Source organism: Pseudomonas sp. 43(2021) (assembly GCF_017490805.1).
GTDB lineage: Bacteria > Pseudomonadota > Gammaproteobacteria > Pseudomonadales > Pseudomonadaceae > Aquipseudomonas.
Genome location: NZ_JAFGYJ010000010.1, coordinates 113,027 through 131,644, shown reverse-complemented (window position 1 = coordinate 131,644; position 18,618 = coordinate 113,027). Strand labels below are relative to the sequence as shown.

The 18,618-nt window shown below is 60.9% G+C and carries 11 protein-coding genes and 5 tRNA genes; 9 read left to right on the top strand and 7 right to left on the bottom strand.

Going from position 1 to position 18,618, the window contains the following annotated elements; all coding sequences use genetic code 11:
• Window positions 1-251: 251 nt before the first annotated feature.
• Window positions 252-1,463, bottom strand: a complete 1,212-nt coding sequence (locus J5M71_RS11315) for a pyridoxal phosphate-dependent aminotransferase (RefSeq protein ID WP_207832264.1) — start codon at window positions 1,461-1,463, stop codon at window positions 252-254.
• A 167-nt stretch (window positions 1,464-1,630) separates the two neighbouring features.
• Here J5M71_RS11315 and msrB point away from each other — a divergent pair, with 167 nt between their 5' ends.
• Window positions 1,631-2,026, top strand: coding sequence for a peptide-methionine (R)-S-oxide reductase MsrB (gene msrB, locus J5M71_RS11310; RefSeq protein WP_015269381.1), 396 nt, complete (start codon window positions 1,631-1,633; stop codon window positions 2,024-2,026).
• A 13-nt stretch (window positions 2,027-2,039) separates the two neighbouring features.
• Complete coding sequence (locus J5M71_RS11305) at window positions 2,040-2,528, top strand: glutathione peroxidase (protein WP_207832262.1); 489 nt, start codon at window positions 2,040-2,042, stop codon at window positions 2,526-2,528.
• Here the strand turns inward: J5M71_RS11305 and J5M71_RS11300 are convergent.
• Window positions 2,518-4,875: a response regulator gene (locus tag J5M71_RS11300; RefSeq protein ID WP_207832260.1), complete on the bottom strand. Its 2,358-nt coding sequence runs from the start codon at window positions 4,873-4,875 to the stop codon at window positions 2,518-2,520. The genes J5M71_RS11305 and J5M71_RS11300 overlap by 11 nt on opposite strands.
• 198 nt (window positions 4,876-5,073) lie before the next feature.
• On the opposite strand from J5M71_RS11300, the gene J5M71_RS11295 reads away from it, so the two are divergent.
• Both J5M71_RS11295 and J5M71_RS11290 read left to right on the top strand, forming a co-directional pair.
• Window positions 5,074-5,964 carry an ATP-binding protein gene (locus J5M71_RS11295; RefSeq protein ID WP_207832258.1) on the top strand — a complete coding sequence of 297 codons (891 nt, stop codon included), beginning with the start codon at window positions 5,074-5,076 and terminating at the stop codon, window positions 5,962-5,964.
• Entirely contained in the window at window positions 5,961-6,443 is a 483-nt protein-coding gene (locus J5M71_RS11290) for a GAF domain-containing protein (protein WP_207832256.1), read from the top strand. The genes J5M71_RS11295 and J5M71_RS11290 overlap by 4 nt, the downstream gene beginning before the upstream one ends.
• 128 nt (window positions 6,444-6,571) lie before the next feature.
• On the opposite strand, the gene J5M71_RS11285 is transcribed toward J5M71_RS11290, so the two are convergent.
• Entirely contained in the window at window positions 6,572-7,339 is a 768-nt protein-coding gene (locus tag J5M71_RS11285) for a hypothetical protein (protein WP_207832254.1), read from the bottom strand.
• A gap of 377 nt (window positions 7,340-7,716) precedes the next feature.
• Here J5M71_RS11285 and J5M71_RS11280 point away from each other — a divergent pair.
• From J5M71_RS11280 to J5M71_RS11260, 5 genes are all read left to right on the top strand, one after another.
• Window positions 7,717-7,792 (top strand) — tRNA-Glu (locus J5M71_RS11280).
• 4 nt (window positions 7,793-7,796) lie between these two features.
• Window positions 7,797-7,872, top strand: a tRNA-Gly gene (locus J5M71_RS11275).
• Between the two features lie 92 nt (window positions 7,873-7,964).
• Window positions 7,965-8,040 (top strand) — tRNA-Glu (locus J5M71_RS11270).
• Window positions 8,041-8,043: 3 nt separating this feature from the next.
• A tRNA-Gly gene (locus J5M71_RS11265) sits at window positions 8,044-8,119 on the top strand.
• An 86-nt stretch (window positions 8,120-8,205) separates the two neighbouring features.
• A tRNA-Gly gene (locus J5M71_RS11260) sits at window positions 8,206-8,281 on the top strand.
• A gap of 104 nt (window positions 8,282-8,385) precedes the next feature.
• On the opposite strand, the gene J5M71_RS11255 is transcribed toward J5M71_RS11260, so the two are convergent.
• From J5M71_RS11255 to J5M71_RS11240, 4 genes are all read right to left on the bottom strand, one after another.
• Entirely contained in the window at window positions 8,386-9,471 is a 1,086-nt protein-coding gene (locus J5M71_RS11255) for a fimbrial protein (protein ID WP_207832252.1), read from the bottom strand.
• Window positions 9,468-11,993, bottom strand: coding sequence for a fimbria/pilus outer membrane usher protein (locus J5M71_RS11250; RefSeq protein ID WP_207832251.1), 2,526 nt, complete (start codon window positions 11,991-11,993; stop codon window positions 9,468-9,470). The genes J5M71_RS11255 and J5M71_RS11250 overlap by 4 nt, the downstream gene beginning before the upstream one ends.
• Window positions 11,994-12,237: 244 nt before the next feature.
• Window positions 12,238-17,346: an RHS repeat-associated core domain-containing protein gene (locus J5M71_RS11245; protein ID WP_207832249.1), complete on the bottom strand. Its 5,109-nt coding sequence runs from the start codon at window positions 17,344-17,346 to the stop codon at window positions 12,238-12,240.
• On the bottom strand, window positions 17,343-18,554 hold the full coding sequence (locus tag J5M71_RS11240) for a hypothetical protein (RefSeq protein WP_207832247.1): 1,212 nt from the start codon (window positions 18,552-18,554) through the stop codon (window positions 17,343-17,345). The genes J5M71_RS11245 and J5M71_RS11240 overlap by 4 nt, the downstream gene beginning before the upstream one ends.
• Window positions 18,555-18,618: the final 64 nt, after the last annotated feature.

Genomic DNA, 18,618 nt, shown 5'->3' with positions numbered 1-18,618 from the left:
CGGGGTATATAAGGGGCCGGCCGTGCCGATTCAATCGGGCGACTATTTCAAACTGTGTACGGCGGAGTATGGCAGAGGATGGCGCGGGGGCTGTGGGATAGAGCGTTGCAGGATGTAAGAAACATCCTGTGAGATTGCAGGGGGCTGCTTTGCAGCCCATTCGCGGTAAACCCGCTCCCACAGGGTTTGCGCAAAGCTCAAGGGCTGCGCTGTACCTGTGGGAGCGGCTTTAGCCGCGAAGAGGCCATCACTTACTGCGAATAGGTCCGCAGGAAACTGCCGATCCGGCCAATCGCCGCCTCCAGGTCATCCACCCGCGGCAAGGTCACCACGCGGAAGTGGTCCGGCCACGGCCAGTTGAACGCCGTGCCCTGAACGATCAGCAGCTTCTCCGACAGCAGCAGGTCGAGCACGAACTTCTCGTCGTTGTGAATCGGGCAAACCTTCGGGTCGATCTTCGGGAACGCATACAGCGCACCCATTGGTTTCACGCAGCTTACGCCCGGGATGTCGTTCAGCAGCTCGTAGGTGCGGTTGCGCTGCTCCAGCAGGCGGCCCGGTGGCAGCACCAGGTCGTTGATGCTCTGGTAGCCGCCCAGCGCGGTCTGGATGGCATGCTGGGCCGGCACGTTGGCGCACAGGCGCATGTTGGCCAGCATGTCGATGCCTTCGATGTAGCTTTGCGCGTGGTGCTTGGGCCCGGAGATGATCAGCCAGCCGGAACGGAAGCCCGCCACCCGGTACGACTTGGACAGGCCGTTGAAGGTCAGGCACAGCAGGTCGGGGGCCAGCGAGGCGGTGCTGATGTGTACGGCTTCGTCGTACAGGATCTTGTCGTAGATCTCGTCGGAGAACACCACCAGGTTGTGCTGGCGGGCCAGTTCCAGCATGCCCAGCAGCAGCTCTTTGGAGTACACCGCGCCGGTCGGGTTGTTCGGGTTGATGATCACCAGGGCCTTGGTGTTCGGGGTGATCTTGGCCTTGATGTCCTCAAGGTCGGGGAACCAGTCGGCCTGCTCGTCGCACAGGTAATGCACCGGCTTGCCGCCAGCCAGGCTCACGGCGGCGGTCCACAGCGGGTAGTCGGGGGCCGGGATCAGCACTTCGTCGCCGTTGTTGAGCAGCGCCTGCATCGACATGACGATCAGCTCGGACACGCCGTTACCCAGGTAGATGTCCTCGATGCCGACACCTTCGATCTGCTTCTGCTGGCAGTACTGCATCACCGCCTTGCGCGCGCTGAACAGGCCCTTGGAGTCGCTGTAGCCCTGGGCGGTGGGCAGGTTGCGGATCACATCCTGGAGGATTTCGTCAGGCGCCTCGAAGCCAAACGGCGCCGGGTTGCCGATGTTCAGCTTGAGGATACGGTGACCTTCCTCTTCCAGGCGTTTGGCGTGCTTGAGCACTGGGCCGCGAATGTCGTAGCAGACATTGGCGAGCTTGTTCGATTTGCTGAACTGCATGATGGGATCCCGATATGAGAAAACGCGCAACCCACGCCGAAAGGTTTGAAAGGGCAGGAAGCGGGTGCCAGACTGAACGCCTGGCACACGAAGCCACCTAATATACGTGCCACCCGCGCCCCGGAAAAGACGGTGCGCAGTGAAATTCAGCCTGCCGAGGTCCCTACATGCAAAAGATCGAGAAAACCCTGGAACAATGGCGGTCGATGCTCGACCCCGAGCAGTACCAGGTATGCCGCCTCAAGGGCACCGAGCGGCCATTCAGCGGCAAGTACAACAGCGAGCGCCGCGACGGCATCTACCACTGCATCTGCTGCGGCCTGCCATTGTTCGATGCGCAGACCAAGTTCGACTCCGGCTGTGGCTGGCCGAGCTTCTACGCCCCCATCGAGGAAAGCGCGATGATCGAAATCCGCGACACCTCCCACGGCATGATCCGCACCGAAGTCACCTGTGCCCGCTGCGATGCGCACCTGGGCCACGTGTTCCCCGACGGCCCGCCACCGACCGGCCTGCGCTACTGCATCAACTCGGTGTGCATCGACCTGCGCCCGCGCGACTGACCGGAGCCCGACCATGGCTGGATCGATACTGGACATCCCCTGCGTGACCCTGGGCGGCGAGCACAAGAAGCTCGGCGACTTCCCCGGCAAGGCGCTGCTGGTGGTCAATACCGCCAGCCAGTGCGGCTTTACCCCGCAGTACAAGGGCCTGGAGCAACTGTGGCAGGCCTACCGCGCGCGCGGCCTGGTGGTGCTGGGCTTCCCCTGCAACCAGTTCGGCAAGCAGGAGCCTGGCGATGCACGGGAAATCGCCCAGTTCTGCGAGCGCAATTTTGGCGTGAGCTTCCCGCTGTTCCGCAAGATCGAGGTCAATGGCCCTGGCAGCCACCCGCTGTTCGTCGAACTCAAGCAGCGCGCCCCCGGCATTCTGGGCAGCCAGAAGATCAAGTGGAACTTCACCAAGTTTCTGGTCGACCCGGCCTCTGGCCAGGTAACGCGCTACGCCCCCACCACCAAGCCGCAGGCCCTGGAGGCGGACATCGAGCGCCTGCTCAGCCGTTGACGGGCACCCAGTGGTCCACCAGCGCCAGCAGCTCTTCGCGGCGGAACGGCTTGGCCAGGTAGTCGTTCATGCCCGCTGCCCGGCAGCGCTCGCGCTCCTCGGGCATGGCGTTGGCGGTGAGGGCGACGATCGGCAGGTCGGGCCAGCGGCCGCTCTGGCGGATGCGCCGGCTGGCCTCGTAGCCGTCCATCACCGGCATGTTGCAGTCCATCAGCACCAGGTCGAATTCGTCCTGTTCCAGTAGCTCCAGGGCTTCGGCGCCCTGGGTGGCCAGTTGCACCTGGCAGCCGAGCTTGGCCAGCATGCCTTTGGCAACCAGTTGGTTCACCGGGTTGTCCTCCACCAGCAGGATGCGCGCACGGCCCTGCTCCAGGGTAATGGCCGGGGTGGCCAGCGGGTGCTCGGGCTCATGGCCTTGCAAAGTGCGTCGCAGGGTCTGGTACAGGGCGTTGCGCGCCAGTGGCCGGGCCAGCTGATGCAACGGCGCCAGGGCCAGCGACTGCTCGTTGGGCAGGAAGTTGCCGTAGGCGGTCACCAGCAGGATCGGTGTTTTCAGTGCCGGGCGCAGTTCGAACAGCTGGTCCAGGCGGTCGGTGATCAGCAGGTCGATGGCAGCGGCTTCCAGCCCCGCGCTGCTGTCTTGCTGCTGGTAGGTCAGGCCCCAGGCGGGCAGCTGGTCCTGCAACAGTTCGTCGAGCCCGCTGCCGGCTGCGCACACTGCAGCCACGCGCCCGTGCAACGGTGCCGGCGGGATCGCTTCGGTGTGCACCGCCAGTGGCAGCTCGGCGCTGAAGCGGCTGCCAAAGCCCGGTTCGGAATTGATATGCAGGCGGCCCTGCATGGCTTTGCACAGGTTGTGCGTCAGCGCCAGGCCCAGGCCGGTGCCGCCGTACTGGCGGGTGATGCCGGCGCCGGCCTGAGTGAACGGCTGGAAGATCCGTGCCTGGGCTTCTTCGGGGATGCCGATGCCGGTATCGCGCACCTCCAGGCGCACACCGCCGACCATGGTCGTCAGGCGCACATCCACGCGGCCGAAACGGGTGAACTTGAGGGCGTTGGACAGCAGGTTGCTGACGATCTGCCGCACCCGTGTGGGGTCGCCGAGTACGCTGCTGGGGAAGTCGCGGGCGATCAGGCAGGTCAGCTCCACGCTTTGCGCGGTGTTTTGCGACAGCAGGTTGGCGGTGTCCTCGACCATCGAGCCCATGTCGAACGGAATGCGTTCCAGCTCCAGCTGGCCGGCATCGAACTTGGACAGGTCGAGAATATCGTTGAGCAACTCCACCAGCACCTTGCCCGAGTCGTGGGCAATCGCCAGCTGCTGGCGTTGCTCGCTGGGCAGCGGGCTGTCCAGGGCAAGGGCGATCATGCCGAGCATGCCGTTGAGCGGGGTGCGGATTTCGTGGCTCATGTTGGCGAGGAAGGCGGCGCGCGCCTGGGCCATGTCCAGCGCCCGGCGGCGGGCTTCTTCCAGCTCCTGGTTGGACAGGCTCAGGCTGCTGTTGCTGGCCTTGAGCTCGTTGGTGCGCGCCGAGACGATGTCTTCCAGCTCGTTGAGGTACTGGGTCAGGCGGTTTTCCGCGGTGCGCCGTTGCTCGATCTCGGTGGCCATGCTGACGAACTGCTGGTTGGCGACCTTCACCAGCACGCCGATCTCGTCGTGTTCGTGGCCGTGCGGGCAGGCCAGGCGGGTTTGCCGGGGCTTGCGCGGGTCGCTGCCGCTGAGCGCGCCGATCACCGTCACCAGCGGCTTGGTCAGCATCATGTAGAACAGCGCCAGGAGGATGCCGGTCAGCACCAGGCTACGGGCGAAGCCGTTGAGCAGGGTGATGCCGGCGCGGTCGAGGAAGCGGCTGCCGAAGGCGAAGGTATCCACCTCCAGGTACAGGGTGCCGAGGTCTTCTTCGGGCATGTGGGTGAGGTACAGGCGCTCCTTGAACTGGCGCTGCTCGCCGAACAGGAAGTCGCTCAGTGGTCGGTAGCGGTCCTGCAGGCGCGGCCGTTCGACGTCGGCCAATACCGTTTCGTTGTTGTCGATCAGCCGCGCACGGATGACCGCTGGCGACTCCAGCAGGCCGCGAGTCAGCTCCAGGGCCAGCTCGGAGTCGATGTTGTAGGCGATGCGCGAGGCCGGGTTGTGGCTGATTTGCAGCAAGGCGCGCACTTCGCGGTTGATGGATGCGTCTTCGCTGGCATAATCGATGCCGATCTGGATGAGACTGAGCAATGTTCCCAGGATGAAGCCGACCAGGACTGTCAACCGGGCTTGCTTGTATGACAGGCGATTGGTGAACTTGATATCCATGAGTCCCGAGCCGGTTTCACGTTCCTTGCGCTGCGCAAGCATAGCCGATCAACCCCGGCTGCTGGTGGGTCTGTCACACATTCAGCCTTGATTGCCTATTGGCTGTGCCGGCCTCTTCGCGGCTAAAGCCGCTCCCACAGGTACACCAGAGGTCTCAAGGGTGGTGATAAACCAGTGGGAGCGGCTTTAGCCGCGAAGAGGCCGGCACAGCAGCCCGAATCTGAATTTGCAGGAGCCCTGATGGACGCTCGCTTGATTGCTTTCCTGGACCGCGCCGAATCGGTACTGGCGCGCCTCGAACCCCTGTTGCCGGCAACACGTCCGAACATCGACTGGGCCACCACCCTGGCCGCGCGCTGGCAGCGCGATGGCCGCAGCGGCTACCTGCTGCCGCTGGAAGTGAGCCTGGACATCCGCCTCAGCGACCTGATCGGCGTCGACCAGCAGCGTGACCAGTTGGGCCGCAACACCCACCAGTTCATCAACGGCATGCCGGCCAACCATGCACTGCTGTGGGGCTCGCGCGGTACCGGCAAGTCGTCGCTGGTACGTGCCCTGTTGGCCGAGCACGCGGGCGCCGGCCTGCGCCTGATCGAAATCGAACGCGACCACCTGGCCGACCTGCCACGTGTAGTCGAGCAGCTGCAGAAGCTGCCGCAGCGCTTCATCCTGTTCTGCGACGATCTGTCGTTCGAAGCCGGGGAGGGCGACTACCGGGTGCTCAAGAGCGTGCTCGACGGCTCGCTGGAGCAGGCCCCGGACAATGTGCTGCTGTACGCCACCTCCAACCGCCGCCACCTGGTGCCGGAGAAGGAGAGCGACAACGAGAACTGGAAGCGGGTGGACGGCGAACTGCACCCCAGCGAAGCGGTGGAAGACAAGATTGCCCTGTCCGATCGTTTTGGCCTGTGGCTGTCGTTCTACCCCTTTACCCAGGAGCACTTCCTGAATGTGGTCGAGCACTGGATCGGCCAGCTTGCGCAATCTGCCGGGTTGGCCTGGCAGCGCAGTGAAGCACTCGACATCCTCGCCGTGCGCTGGGCCACCGGCCGCGGTAACCGTAATGGCCGTTGTGCCTATCAGTTCGCCCGCTACTGGGTCGGGCTGCAATTGCTGGAGCAAAATAAATGATCGACCTCAATGCCAGTGGCGCCGGCCTCGACGGCTACAACCTGCTGGCGGCGCAAGTGCAGGCGCTGTTTGCCGACGAGCGTGACTTCATCGCCAATGCCGCGCAGTTTTCGGCATTCCTCTATAACCACGTGGACGACCTGAACTGGGCGGGGTTCTACCTCAACCGCAACGAAGAACTGGTGCTGGGCCCGTTCCAGGGCCAGGTGGCGTGCGTGCGCATCCCGTTCAGCAAGGGCGTGTGCGGGGCGGCAGCGGCCACCCGGCAGACCCAGCGGGTAGAGGACGTGCATGCGTTTCCGGGGCATATTGCCTGTGACAGTGCGTCGAACAGCGAGCTGGTGATCCCGCTGGTGAAGGAGGGCAGGCTGATTGGCGTGCTGGACCTGGACAGCCCGAAGCCTGGGCGCTTCAGCGAGGCGGATCAGGTGGGGCTGGAGCGGTTGGCAGCGATTTTCCTGGCGCTGACCGACTGCTGATATTGGTTGCCTGTACCGGCCTCTTCGCGGCTAAAGCCGCTCCCACAAGGATTGCACCAGGCCTGAAGGCGATGCGGTCCCTGTGGGAGCGGCTTTAGCCGCGAAAGAGGCCGGTACAGGTTAAAGCATCAGTCGTACATCACCTTCTTCTTCCAGGTCTCTTCCTCATCGGTCTTGAGCCCCTGGGTCAGTTCATTCTGCTCGTCCTCCGCCGGAGCCATGCGGTCCAGCACCTGGGCGTTGGCGCGGGCCAGCAGTTTTTCCAGGTACGTCAGCTGCTCTTCATACACCTTTGGCTCCGGCTGTTTGCGCAGGTACTGCACGCCGCGCTCGAAGGCCAGGCGTGCCTGGCCCGGCTGGTTCTTCTGCAGGGCCTGCTGGCCGAGGTTGTTGAAGAACTCGATATGCAGCAACACCAGGACATGGCGGATTTCCTTGACCCAGTGCTTGGCCTCGGGCGTGGGCAGGAAGCCTTCCTGGGCGGCGCGAGTCACCTGGTTGTGCAGCGCCTCCAGCAGGAAGCGCACATCCTTGGCTTTGATCTCGGTCTGGATCGGATTGGGCGGGTTGTTTACCGGGATCTGCCCGCCCAGGGCAATCAGCCGTTCCAGTTCGGCGATGCGCGCCTTGAGTTCGGCGCTGTGCTTGTCCATTGCCAGTTGGCGCTGGTTGAGGTTGAGCTCCAGGCGAGTCAGCAGCAGCTTCAGCGCCGGGGTCATGAACTGGCCGGGGAAGGTCTCGGTGATTTCGCCACAGCGGCGCAGGCGGTCGGCCAGTTCGACCTTCATCCGGGCGCGCTCGAGCTTGCCGTTCTCGACCACGTTGTTGAGGTAGCCGATCACGATCAGCAACGCGATACCCGCCACGATGAGCAGGGTGATCAGAAGTGGTGTCACCGTTAATGCCTCATTGAAGAAGAATTACACCCTTGAGTGTAGTGAGTTCGTCTGGGGACGAACAGCGGCTATATACCTGTACTGGCCTCTTCGCGGCTAAAGCCGCTCCCACAGGGATCGCACCGCCCTCAGGCTTCGTGCGGTCCTTGTGGGAGCGGCTTTAGCCGCGAAGAGGGCGGTGCAGGTACCCCTCTCTCTATATCGACAACCCGGCCCGCAACTGCACCCCCACCTACCCGGAAGTCATTGATTTAAATAAATTTCTACAAAGGGGTTGACGCCTGTACGAACCATCCATAGAATGCGCGCCACTTGCAGCGTAAAGCACACAGCGAAACGCGGCAGGGAGTGAAAGCAGGCAGTAATGCCAGCAGCGTGTCCCCTTCGTCTAGTGGCCTAGGACACCGCCCTTTCACGGCGGTAACAGGGGTTCGAGTCCCCTAGGGGACGCCAAATTGCGGGAATAGCTCAGTTGGTAGAGCACGACCTTGCCAAGGTCGGGGTCGCGAGTTCGAGTCTCGTTTCCCGCTCCAGTTTCTCCGGCAACGCCTAGCGGCGGGGCAGGAAAAGAAAATCCAGGCTGAATCGTGAGGTTCATGTTCTGGTGCACTGAAAAGTGTCGTGTGTCCCCTTCGTCTAGTGGCCTAGGACACCGCCCTTTCACGGCGGTAACAGGGGTTCGAGTCCCCTAGGGGACGCCAAATGCGGGAATAGCTCAGTTGGTAGAGCACGACCTTGCCAAGGTCGGGGTCGCGAGTTCGAGTCTCGTTTCCCGCTCCAGTTTAAATACTGTGGCGTCTATGCGGTGCAGTGGTGGTGAAGGTCTTCATGGCGCTTCACGCCGATAGTGGTAAATGCTTCAAAATGCGGGAATAGCTCAGTTGGTAGAGCACGACCTTGCCAAGGTCGGGGTCGCGAGTTCGAGTCTCGTTTCCCGCTCCAAACATGTAACGCAGAAAGGAACCTTCGGGTTCCTTTCTGCGTTTTTGCATGCCTGATTTTCCGGCGATGCCTGCGCGAACGCCGCTGCGCAGGCATCGTAGTGCTCAGCGATAGCTGATGGTGAAGTCGAGCGCGCCTCTGGCCGAGCCAGGCGTAACTCGGTCGTCGGTCTGGTAGAAATGCGCACGATAGGGCAGGCGGGTGAGAGGGAGCTCGAGTTTTTTGTTGCTCGACACGTGTTCCTGCAGGGGGACGGGAACCCCCAGGTCATCGGTTATCTGGATGCCGATGCCTTTCGCCGTCGAGCCATTGCCCAGGCTGAACAGGCCAAGCTTCGGGTCAATTGCCACCGAGCCGTCGGTACCTGTCAAGTAGATGTAGGCGGTGGCGGTGCTCGCGGCAGGGTCGTCCTCGCAGTCACTCAAAGTGATGTGGAACGGTATGCTGGTTGTGGTGGTGCCCTTTCCCGGGAAGTCCGCCACTGTGTGGCTGCCCAAATCCACGGGGTCGGCACTGACGGCATCGCTTTTCAGCGTGCACTGTGCCTGGTGCAGGGTGGCGCTTGCCCGCAGGCGAAAGGCGTCGGGCACATCCGTGGTGCTGCCATGGGCCAGTTCTTCATCCAGGAGGATCGGCCCAGAGGCTATGGGCCCGGTCTTGACCAGCGTCACATCCATGTAGAGCGGGCCGATAAACAGAGGGGGCGCGCCTATCAGGCGGTTGTTGGTGCCGTAGTAAGGTACGGTATTGTCGCTGCCTGCCGAATAAAAGTTGTTGAAGGCTTGACCGGCAAACGGCCAGCGCATCTCGATCACTGCGCCAATCCCGGCGATCCGTGTTCTGACAACCCTGTTGGCGAAGCGCCCATTGCCCAGTCGCATGGGCAGGTTGTGGGCGAATGGAGCGGTGTAATCGATGCGCGCCTCCAGCAGGCCTGAGCCGTCGTTGTCGCATTGGATGCGAGTGGCTGATGGGTCCAGCAGCCCGGCAAAGGTTTTGGTGACGATTGGCTCACCGACTGGCAGATCCCTGGGTACCCATACATTTGTGAAATCTGCTGTGAATACCGCGGGGCCAGGACCGTTTTGGGTGGCGCAACCTGATGCGGCATAGGCGGCTTGCAGGGTAATGAAAGGCAGGCTGGCAAACAGCAGGGCCGTTCGCAGGCGCTGGCGAGTGAAAGTGGTCATTGGATTTTCCTGTCGGAGGGGGCTTGGCAGCGCAAAGTCTGCAGGCGATAGCCTTGTTCAAGCGGCAAGGTGGCGGGCGTGATGTCGAAGCTGCATTGCTGCTCTGTACCTGCGGTCCACCTGGCCAGCAGTTGCTGGTTCTCAAGGTGGGTGGCCACCAGTGCCTGGCCACCTTGGCCGACTATCGCCAGTTCCTGGCCGTGCTCATCGCTGACCTGTGCGCCGAAGGGCAAGGGGCGGCCGTCTGCTTGCAACAGGGTCAGCACCAGGCGGTTGACCCGGCGCGCCGCGAATTGCGCCAGTACTACAGCGCCGCGGCGTGGCACCACCTGCGTGGCGCCGTTGTCGATTTCGATTTCCGGGTCGAGCTGGTCCAGTTCCAGCACCACGGGGTTGGCCCGGTAAGGGCGCATATAGGGTGCCAAGGCATAGCCGTCGCCGTTGGTTTTGCCCTGCTGCCCCTGGCTGACACCGATCCCGGCGATATCCGGCACATGCACCACGGCGTTGGTTTCGCCTATGAACGGTGCCAACAGCATGCCGCCGCCGTGCGCCAGCAGGGCGCCGCTGGTGCTCAGTGACAGGCTGCGATAGTCGGAGGCCTCGCTGTAGCCCATGCCGTAGTTGGCATGGCTTCCCTGGTAGCCCAGCGACAGGCTGCCACTTTGCCGGGTGTCGTTGGCCAGCGTAGCCCGGTAGTTCAGGCGCCGCTCGTCGAAGTGGCCGCTGAGGCTGGCGCGTTCGTTGGACTTGCCTGCGCTGTGTTGCAGGTCGAACGTGGCGCTGGAGGCATGCGCCAAGTCCAGCGGCAGGGTAATGCCCAGGCCGATGAGGCGGTCGTTGCTGCGTGACGAAGTGAGCGACTGCGAGGCAAACAGGTTGAGGCTGACGTTGTGCGGCAATTGCGCATTGTATTGCAGCTGATATTGGCGCCGTTGCAGGCTGCTGTGCCAGTAGTCGTCCTGTGACAGTGTGAGGCTGAGCGTGCCGGCATTGCCGAAATGCTGGTACACCGAGGCCTCCACCCGACTGCGGCGGTTGCCCAGGTACAGGCTGGAGGCGTTGCGCTGCAGGACGGCTTCGTCGTAGTCGCGGTAGCCGACGGTGGAATAGCGGTAGCCGGCAAAGTTCAGGCTGGTACCGATGTCGAAGGCCTTGCCGTAGCGGGCCGAGAGGCTGTTGCCCTTCACTTCGCCCAGTGCGGGGCCAAGGTCGGTAGTGGCTTGCGTGACGTCCAGCGACAATGCGCCGAGTGCCCCGAAGTCCCGCGCCAGGCCCAGGGTGGCGGCGCGGTAGTAGTCGCCACCGAGTATGCCGGTGTACAGCGTGCTGTCCCAGCCGATGCCCCGGGCCAGCGCACCCTGCCACAGCGCTGGTGTGTCGGCCTGGCCAGCGCCGTGATAGCGGCCAAGGGCCAGGTCGTAGCGCCACACGCCGGCACGCATCAGGTTGCTGAGGGTCGAGTACGGCTGGATGAAGCGGCGCACCTGGCCATCCGCTTCGGTCAGCACCACTTCCAGTTCGCCACTGCTGGCGCCAACGGCCAGGTCGTCGATTTCGTATGGGCCGGGGGCGACGAAGGTGGAGTAGAGCGGGTAGCCGTTCTGCAGTACCTCCAGCTTGGCGTAGGTTTGTGCCACACCACGCAACACAGGGGCGTAGTTTTGCAGGGTGTCGGGCAGCATCCCGGTGTCGGAGGCCAGCTTGACGCCCTTGAACGGCAAGCTTCGGAAAACCTCCCCCTGGGTGAAGGTTTCGCCGAGGGTGAGAGTGCCCCAGCGCGCCGGCAGGTCGCGCTGGACGTAGGTATTGCTGCGCGTCCAGCGCAGGTCGCCCTGCTGGTTCTCGCGCAGGGCCTGCTGGCTGCGCAGGCGCCAGCCGTACAGGTTGACACCACTGTTCAGGTACAGGTCCTGGCTGTTGCGGCTGCCGCTGCCACGCCGGTTGCTGTGCTGGGCCGAGGCCTGGTAGTTGACGAACGCGGCATTGATGCCGTCGTCCCAGTGGCTTTCGGCGATGGCGCCGCTGGTGTCGCGGCGCAGGTAGGACTGCGGTATCGACAGGTTCAGGCGCAGCTTGCCGGTATCCAGATCGGCACTGGCGCCGTCCAGCTGGGTGGCAAGGTCGAAGCAGTTGCCTTCGTTGCCGGGTTGCCTGACGGCCAGGTTCTGTTCGCGCACACCGATTTCACCCAGCAGTTCGGCGTTCAGGCAGGGCAACAGGGTCTGGCCGTCGCTGCTCTCGTTGATCGTGATCTCCCGTTTGCCCAGTGGGCTGAGGTTGACATACAGCTCCAGGGTATAGCGGCCAGCTGCGAGGGGCCGATGTTCGGCCAGGGCACGCAGGGCAAGAGCGCCCGCGTTGGCGGGTTGACCCGGGCTTTGGCGGATGAAGCCGGGTTCGAACTGCAGATCGGGCGGGGCGGCTACAGCTTGCAGGCTCAGCAGGCTTGCGCCGAGCGCGGGGAAGGGCAAAAAGCGCAGGCGTGACAGCGCCTGCCGGCGTTTGAGGGGCTTGAGCATGACGGATGCCTGGTCTGGACGTTGAAGCGCGGCGGTTAGGCGGTGCCGGCGGTGGCAAGCGAGGCGTGTTTGGCTAGGCGAGGCGATCGCTTGGTGGGGCGAGGATAAGGAGAAAGGTGGGGGAGGTCTGTAGGGCTAGTCTGGGGGCGGTAGGGATAAATGAGAGGTTGCGACATCACCTGAAATGGACGGTGCGGATGAATGATGGCAATGCAGGGTGAGCCTGCATTGCCATACAGTGATGTTAAGGGTCAAATCGGAAGTTTTTAGCTAAGAGCTCTTGATATCTTTGCACCTTGTTGTTGATTTCTGCTGGTGTGAATACGCCACGGTGCAGTCCATTGCTTGACATGACTTCAACTATATGGCCTGTAACGTTAAATTTGAAATCAGGAGGTGGCGGTGCAAGCGAGGTACTTTGAACCTCAGGGGCTCCCTCACTAGCTTGGTTAGTTGTGCTACTGCGCCTGCTGCTTGTTGAACCAGCCACATCCGATAACGGTGCATCGTATGTTCCAGAGCTGCTGGATGGTCTACGCGCTTCATGCGTATTGAGTTCTCGGAGCTCTGGATTTTCCATTGAGATTTCAGCATCCGGTGTCCTGGAGTTTCCGGGGGTAGAACTTGAGCGCTTTGAGAGGCTGCTGTCGCTATCCCCATCACTTCCTGCAGCATCAAGTGCTGCTTTTTTCTTGGCCTGCCTCTTATCCCAGGCTCCTTTCAAATTCGCTGTAGACAACGCCAGCGTACCGGCGATCGACAATGACAGGTATGCGATTGCGAGCTTCTTTTTCTTTTTCGGGTCTTTCGTGAACTCTGCAGCAACCTGCGTAGCCGCCGATGCCACCGTCGCGGCTGCACCTAGAGCCACCACTCCAATGGCCAGCGGGGTAAAGGCTCCCATTGAGACCACGGTAAATGTGATGGTCAGCGCCACGTTCACCACCATAACGCCAATATTCAGCCAGAATTCAACCCCGCGCTTTTCTTTCTCCTGCACCGGGTCATCCTTCGAGCCCCAGTCGCCCCGGCTGTAATGCCCGGTGGGGTCCTGCCACATCACCGGGTTGTTCAGGCAGTACACGTAAGGGTTGATGCCCGCCACTTCGGGGGCCATGTTGTCCGGGCTCTGGAAGCGCATAAGGCCTGGGTTGAAGGCGCGGAAACCACGCCCCAGCATGTACCAGCCCAATGTCTGCTCGCGCGCTTCGGCATTGAACCCCAGCAGGCCTAGCAGCTTGCCTTCCGGCAGTTCGCCATAGGCGCTGTAGGTTGCTTCATGCACCTCGTCATTGGCCGCGCATTCGGCGATTACACTGTTGTTGCTGCTGGCCATGTACAGGCGCGTTTCGTTGCCTTTGCCCGATTGTTGCATCCCCAGCGGTACCTCGCCGCCAAACAGGTACTCTGTCAGCAGGCCATCGCGCAGGGTGCTGCCGACGCGATAACCCTCGTAACGCCGTTGCTCCTCGGCCTGCGCGCCGTAGCGCACGCCCACCAGTTGCCCGTGGCCGTCATAGCGGAAGCTGGCCAAGGGCTTGCCATCGGGGGCCGTTGCGCTGGTGAGCTGGCCGGTATCCTCGTCGTATACCAGGCTGTTGCCTTGTTCGTCCTTCAGCATGTTGCCGTCGGCGTCGTAATCGTCCTTGTCGAACGTCACGAGTGCCGGGTAATCCTCTGTCAGCGAATGGCTTACGCTTTTCAGCTGGAAGGGCGAATCTTCGAAGAAATCGTAGAAGGCTTCATCGCTTTTACCATCTGCAAACTCGGTCAGGCAGAAGTAGATGTTGTCGTAGTCATCAAACTCAAAGGCCTGGTTGATGATCGCCCGGCCCTTGCTATTGGTCGGCAGTACGCTGCCTTCACACCTGTGGTTGTACAAGCGATCACGGTCATCGTAATCAAAGGTTTCCGTCAGCACCGGCTCACCCGCCTTGATCAGCGTGCGACTGTGCAGCATGTTGTCGTCACGCCACACCTGCTTTAATGTGCGTTCATCCAGGGTTACCTCGGCGGGCGGATCAACGTCCTGCCGAATACGGCTCAGTTTCAGGGTGCGCGAAGTCTCCCGGCCTCGATGGTCATAGTTTTGTGTGCACAGCAATTGCTGCGTACTGCTGGCATCGGAGGTGCTGGTTGTCCGTGTTGTGTGCAGCAGCCCGGCGCTGTTGTAACAGAACACGGCCTCCAGCGAGCCTTGGGTTATCTTGTGCAACCTGCCAAGGTCATCGTAGTCGTAGACCTTTCGGCTGTTGTCGCCGTCGTTGTTTTCCAGCATGCGCCCTTGCAACGACGTGAGGAAATTGCGCGTGTAGGATTTGCCCGATTGATTGTCTGTCCAGCTTTCACTGAGCAGGTAACCCTGGTCGGTGTAGTTGTATTCGCGTTTACCTTGCTCGTTCTCGGCTTCGGTAATGTCTGCCGAGGCCATGCTGTACTTGAAGCGGGAAAGCTTCTGGTTTTTCCCCGCTGTGATACGTGTTGGCGAGGCGCCTACCGCCAGGTCGTATTCGTAATTGAAGGTTCGGCCAGACTTTGTGATCCGTTTGTCTGGCAGAGTCCGCGAGCCGACGTACTCCCGCGTTTCCTTGTGTGGGCCAACGGTCATCGAGACCATGCGGTCGATGTCGTCGAACTCGCGCTTGCATACCGTAAGCCCTTCAGTGTTTCGCTGCGGGTGCAACAGAATGCTGGTAGCCAGTTCTTCGGTGCTGTGGCGGGCGAACTCCCGGCTCAGCGCGGAACCATCCGGGCGGTCGGTGCGCGTCATCCGGCCCCAGACGTCGTACTTGTAACCGGTGGTGCGTTTGTGTTCGGCGCGCGCTGTTCGCTTGTCGGTTGCCGGTACGCCGAAGGTAAAGGTTTCTTCGACGCTGCGTCCAAAACCGTCATAGCGGTATGTGCGTGTCGATGCCGTGTCGCCTTTCTCGTCCAGTGTTTGCACGCGTTCTGGCTTGTTGAAGCGGTTGAAGGTGGTGACGCTCTGGTTTTTTCGCACACCGGGTTGATCCGGGTATTCCTCCCAGGAGGTGACGATATCCCCCTCGCTGCCGAATGGGGAGCGCTCGGTGAACACGGTCACCTCGTCCGGGCGAACGGTGGCGTACCGGTTACCCCAGTTGTCGTATCGATGCTTGCTGGTCGAGGTCAGTATGCGGTCGGGCAGGTGGTCGTAGGTGGTTTCTTCTTCCAGCTGGCCGAAGGCGTTGTACGAGGCCGAGTAGACGTCATACGTTTTCTTTTGCCCGGGGTGCAAGGGCAGTGCATCGCATATCCGCTCTTCCTTGATAACGCGGTTGAGGCCATCGAACAGCACGCGGCTGATCACGCCTTGGTTGTTTTCGGTTTCCTGGCAATTCTTCTCGGGCGATACCACGTAGCGATATTCGACTTTGGCGCGCCGATCGACATCGTCCGGTGCGGAGGTCTCGCTGGTCAGCCGATCGCTTGTGTCATAGGTGAAGCGCGTTACCGTGTCATGAATATCGACGTTCTCCAGCACCTGACCTGTCAGCGAATGCTGGCTTTGTTTCGACACCTTCGTGCTCTGTTTGTGCCCGATGGCCGTCTGTGTGGTCTGCAAGACATTGCCCAGCGTCTTGTGAAGGCCGCGGCTGAACTTCCACACAAGAGTGGTGGTGGTATCGGCCAGCACTTTGCCCAGGTCTGTCCCATCATGCTCGCCATGCAACGTGGTTGTGCGTTTTCTCATGCGCCCATGTAAAACTGCATCTCCGGGGATGGTGAGGTAGCTACGCCTGACCGTGCTGAGGGGGCGCAGGTTGTCTGGATCGGAGGCGTCCGACAGCTCTTCCTGCTCGATGGCCAGCCAGGTCGAGGCAATTTTGCCGTTTTCGGGCAGGTCGTCACGGCCTTTCAGGGTATCCAGCGCTTTGTAGGTGAAATCCGTGCATTGCGGGATCGCCCCTTCTACAACTCTGTCATGCTTACTTGGGTAGACCGTCTGGCGTTTCACATGTTTCTTGAAGCCGTTAGGCTCGGCTGGGCATCTACCGGGTTCGCCGTTGGCGTCGAAGTACTCCAGTTCGGTGTACGAGCCATCCGCTCTGATTTCCTTGGTGAGGTTGCCCTCAGGGTTGTATTCGGTGGTGATGACTTCGGAGCGCGTTTTATTGCTGTCACCCTCTATTTGCCAGGTGGTCGTGACTGTCTTGGCCGTCAGGAAGTTGGGGGGCTGCTTGGCGAAGGGCTCGCCCAGCTCACCGTGATAGGCGATTTCGGTCAGGGTGACCTCCTTGCCCTGAGCGCGGGTTTTCGTGGCGGTGCGGTGGAAACGGTCATAGCGGGTCGTGATGACAAGGTCGGCCTCGCCTGCACAACTCCGGGTAGTCTTGCACCAATAGCTGTAGCCTGGGTCGACGATGTCGTACAAATTGTCGCGGCCGTTGTTGCGCCAGGTAATGTTGCCGCCGTTACCCATGTAGTTTTCAGCGGAGTAGTCGTAAACCGTGCGTATCTCAGGCTGGCCATACCCCGGCAGAACGCGATGGCGCTTGACGCGTGGCAGTTTCTTGGCAACACCCGGCAGTGAATGGCCGGGGTCACCGTCAACGCCATATTCCACGTGTTCTTCCGCTTTTGTTGGCCAGGTCACTTTGGATACACAGGTTTGCCCATGCACAGGCTGGTAGTCGAATTCCCACCGGGTCTGGTCGGGCATGATTGCATACTGCAGTTGCCGCCCCTTGAATTCGAGCCTATGGCTGGCCCGTACATCCTCGTCGTCAGGATAGCGGGTGAACACGGTAGCGCCGCTGTATGTCACCTCCAGCAGACGGCGGCCTTTGTCGGGGCCGTCGGGATGGCCGTCGCGTACTTCGGTCAAACAGAACCAGCCAGGTGCAATTGGGTTATTGGCATACTTCAGCTCGATCCATTGCCCGGTCGGGGCGTAGATTCGGGTCGGCAATGCCACACGCTGTTTGCCTTCGCCCATGTTTTCCAGCACTTCGACCACGCCGCTACGGTGCACGACACGGAAGCGCCCTTCACCGTCCTTGTGGAAATGAAAGGTATCGAGCTTCTTCTCGCTGATGCTGTCGATGCCATCCACGGTGAAATGCTCACCGGTAGACAGTGACAGGGCGCCGCCGCCTTCAGGGTAGGCGTGCTCGACAAAGCGGGAAAAGTTCAAGTCCCAGCCTTCGCCGTAACCGACATCGCCCCCGCCCATCGAGTTGTAATCGAGGACCGGCTCGAGATTGGGCCCTGTACCGCTATTGGCAACCAGTTTAGGGATTGCGATGCTTAGCCCGTATTGCCCTGTGCGTTCATCGACGCGGTTCTTGACTGCGAAGTTGTTGGCGTTGGAGTACGCGGCCATGTTACTCATGGGGTCACCTGTGATTTGTAGCCGATCGGGTAGTACAGCGTGCCGCAACGGTATTCGGTTGGGCCGTTTTCATCAGACTTGTGAGCGCGGCCGATCATGACGGTGGGCGGTTCGCATTTGAAATCGGATTGATATTCATAATCCCAGCCATCCCACTCACCGGGTTCTACGATCATCTTGTTCTTTTCGTCTACTTCACCTACATAAATCTCGGCGCAGGTGTAGCGGGTATAGCCCTTCTCATCGCCATCATGTTTTCGTCCAATCATGACGGTGTCGGTTGGGCATGTGAAATAAATCGGGTCTACCTTGTCTTTGTGGTACAGGGCCTCTGCGCAACTTTCCTCCTCCGGTTTGTCATGCTCACCTTTTGGTTTGCGTCTGCCGCATTCAGGGAATTTTGCGGAGGTGAAGCTTGCCTTTGTCACGAATTCTTCTTGGTCGTCGTCTACCATGGCGCATTCGTATTCCGTCTTTCCGTTTTCGTCACCCGTATGTTTACGGGCAATCATGAATGCGTTTTCCCTGCAAGTAACATCGGAGTGCCTTTCACCTGTTTCGATGCGTTCCACGAATGTTCTCTCCGCGGACTTTAATTCTGGTATTACTTCACCCTCCGAAATTTTTATTTCAAGGCAGCTGAGCTTGCGAGTAATCCGGCTTTCGCCGGTGTGGCTTTTATCGACCAGTTTGAACCCGATCGGCTTTTCCTGGTTTGCATTGACGTAGTCCAGGTATTTGCCCTTTTCAAATTCTACCAGTCGGTCAATGCCGATTTCTGGAAGCTGTGACAGATTGCGTGTGGTTTCGAGCCTGATGACAAAACTCTTGTTATCTTGCGGGTCATCTTTCGTATAGAACTTACTGCCCGGTTCCGTGTTGCACAACCAGTCGTCGGTCAGCAGAATTTCTGCTGCAGAGGGGATGTCCTGCATGATGATTTCACTGGGTTGCATATCATAGCAGTTCCCGATGCCGATACCGCCTATATCGGCCAGGGAAAGTTTCAATGTCTTGCCGGCGCCGGCAGCGGGGATGTCTACGGTGCACCGACGTTCCCCATGATCATCCATGGGCGCTGAGATCAGCGTAATAGTTCCGGCGTTGGCATTGGATGCCGGTAAGCCAAAAAGCATAATTATGAAAACAGGGAATAGTACTGTCATTGAGGCGAGGCGGAGCAGGCTTCGCTTTACCGTATTGGTCATGGTCGAGTTCCTTCGTTTTTGAAGAAGTTGTTGACGCGGGCCGCAGCGTTTGCAGGGCTGGCAG

Excerpts from the sequence above, each read along its gene's own strand:
- J5M71_RS11315 (WP_207832264.1), bottom strand. The coding sequence starts at position 1,463 with ATGCAGTTCAGCAAATCGAACAAGCTCGCCAATGTCTGCTACGACATT.
- msrB (WP_015269381.1), top strand. The coding sequence starts at position 1,631 with ATGCAAAAGATCGAGAAAACCCTGGAACAATGGCGGTCGATGCTCGAC.
- J5M71_RS11305 (WP_207832262.1), top strand. The coding sequence starts at position 2,040 with ATGGCTGGATCGATACTGGACATCCCCTGCGTGACCCTGGGCGGCGAG.
- J5M71_RS11300 (WP_207832260.1), bottom strand. The coding sequence starts at position 4,875 with ATGCTTGCGCAGCGCAAGGAACGTGAAACCGGCTCGGGACTCATGGAT.
- J5M71_RS11295 (WP_207832258.1), top strand. The coding sequence starts at position 5,074 with ATGGACGCTCGCTTGATTGCTTTCCTGGACCGCGCCGAATCGGTACTG.
- J5M71_RS11290 (WP_207832256.1), top strand. The coding sequence starts at position 5,961 with ATGATCGACCTCAATGCCAGTGGCGCCGGCCTCGACGGCTACAACCTG.
- J5M71_RS11255 (WP_207832252.1), bottom strand. The coding sequence starts at position 9,471 with ATGACCACTTTCACTCGCCAGCGCCTGCGAACGGCCCTGCTGTTTGCC.
- J5M71_RS11250 (WP_207832251.1), bottom strand. The coding sequence starts at position 11,993 with ATGCTCAAGCCCCTCAAACGCCGGCAGGCGCTGTCACGCCTGCGCTTT.
- J5M71_RS11245 (WP_207832249.1), bottom strand. The coding sequence starts at position 17,346 with ATGAGTAACATGGCCGCGTACTCCAACGCCAACAACTTCGCAGTCAAG.
- J5M71_RS11240 (WP_207832247.1), bottom strand. The coding sequence starts at position 18,554 with ATGACCAATACGGTAAAGCGAAGCCTGCTCCGCCTCGCCTCAATGACA.